The organism is Pseudonocardia lutea, from assembly GCF_042658055.1.
Lineage (GTDB): Bacteria > Actinomycetota > Actinomycetes > Mycobacteriales > Pseudonocardiaceae > Pseudonocardia > Pseudonocardia lutea.
On record NZ_JBHSQK010000114.1, the window covers coordinates 1 to 2,039 of the forward strand.

Genomic DNA, 2,039 nt, shown 5'->3' on the forward strand with positions numbered 1-2,039 from the left:
GGTGATAGTCCCGTACACCAAAATGCACAGGCTGTGAACTCGAAGAGTAGGGCGGGACACGTGGTATCCTGTCTGAATATGGGGGGAGCATCCTCCAAGGCTAAATACTCCTGACTGACCGATAGTGAACCAGTACCGTGAGGGAAAGGCGAAAAGAACCCCGGCGAGGGGAGTGAAAAAGAACCTGAAACCGTGTACGTACAAGCAGTGGGAGCACCTTCGGGTGTGACTGCGTACCTTTTGTATAATGGGTCAGCGACTTATATTCTGTAGCAAGGTTAACCGTATAGGGGAGCCGCAGGGAAACCGAGTCTTAACTGGGCGTTAAGTTGCAGGGTATAGACCCGAAACCCGGTGATCTAGCCATGGGCAGGTTGAAGGTTGGGTAACACTAACTGGAGGACCGAACCGACTAATGTTGAAAAATTAGCGGATGACTTGTGGCTGGGGGTGAAAGGCCAATCAAACTCCGTGATAGCTGGTTCTCCCCGAAATCTATTTAGGTAGCGCCTCGTGAACTCATCTTCGGGGGTAGAGCACTGTTTCGGCTAGGGGGTCATCCCGACTTACCAACCCGATGCAAACTACGAATACCGAAGAATGTTATCACGGGAGACACACGGCGGGTGCTAACGTCCGTCGTGAAGAGGGAAACAACCCAGACCGCCAGCTAAGGTCCCAAAGTCATGGTTAAGTGGGAAACGATGTGGGAAGGCACAGACAGCCAGGATGTTGGCTTAGAAGCAGCCATCATTTAAAGAAAGCGTAATAGCTCACTGGTCAAGTCGGCCTGCGCGGAAGATGTAACGGGGCTAAACCATGCACCGAAGCTGCGGCAGCGNGGAGGTATCAGAAGTGCGAATGCTGACATAAGTAACGATAAAGCGGGTGAAAAGCCCGCTCGCCGGAAGACCAAGGGTTCCTGTCCAACGTTAATCGGGGCAGGGTGAGTCGACCCCTAAGGCGAGGCCGAAAGGCGTAGTCGATGGGAAACAGGTTAATATTCCTGTACTTGGTGTTACTGCGAAGGGGGGACGGAGAAGGCTATGTTAGCCGGGCGACGGTTGTCCCGGTTTAAGCATGTAGGCTGATTGTCCAGGCAAATCCGGATAATCAAGGCTGAGGTGTGATGACGAGGCACTACGGTGCTGAAGTAACAAATGCCCTGCTTCCAGGAAAAGCCTCTAAGCATCAGGTAACATCAAATCGTACCCGAAACCGACACAGGTGGTCAGGTAGAGAATACCGAGGCGCTTGAGAGAACTCGGGTGAAGGAACTAGGCAAAATGGTGCCGTAACTTCGGGAGAAGGCACGCTGGTGTGTAGGTGAAGCCCCTGCGGGTGGAGCTGAGACCAGTCGAAGATACCAGCTGGCTGCAACTGTTTATTAAAAACACAGCACTGTGCAAACACGAAAGTGGACGTATACGGTGTGACGCCTGCCCGGTGCCGGAAGGTTAATTGATGGGGTTATCCGTAAGGAGAAGCTCTTGATCGAAGCCCCGGTAAACGGCGGCCGTAACTGTAACGGTCCTAAGGTAGCGAAATTCCTTGTCGGGTAAGTTCCGACCTGCACGAATGGCGTAACGACGGCCAGGCTGTCTCCACCCGAGACTCAGTGAAATTGAACTCGCTGTGAAGATGCAGTGTACCCGCGGCAAGACGGAAAGACCCCGTGAACCTTTACTATAGCTTGACACTGAACATTGAGCCTTGATGTGTAGGATAGGTGGGAGGCTTTGAAGCGTGGACGCCAGTCTGCGTGGAGCCAACCTTGAAATACCACCCTTTAATGTTTGATGTTCTAACGTTGGCCCCTGACCGGGGTTGCGGACAGTGTCTGGTGGGTAGTTTGACTGGGGCGGTCTCCTCCCAAAGCGTAACGGAGGAGCACGAAGGTTAGCTAATCCTGGTCGGACATCAGGAGGTTAGTGCAATGGCATAAGCTAGCTTGACTGCGAGCGTGACGGCGCGAGCAGGTGCGAAAGCAGGTCATAGTGATCCGGTGGTTCTGAATGGAAGGGCCATCGCTCAACGGA

General features: G+C 53.2%; 1 rRNA gene. It reads left to right on the forward strand.

What is annotated here, in order from left to right:
* Positions 1-2,039: ribosomal RNA gene (locus ACFQH9_RS30840) — 23S ribosomal RNA — on the forward strand; the annotation flags it as partial.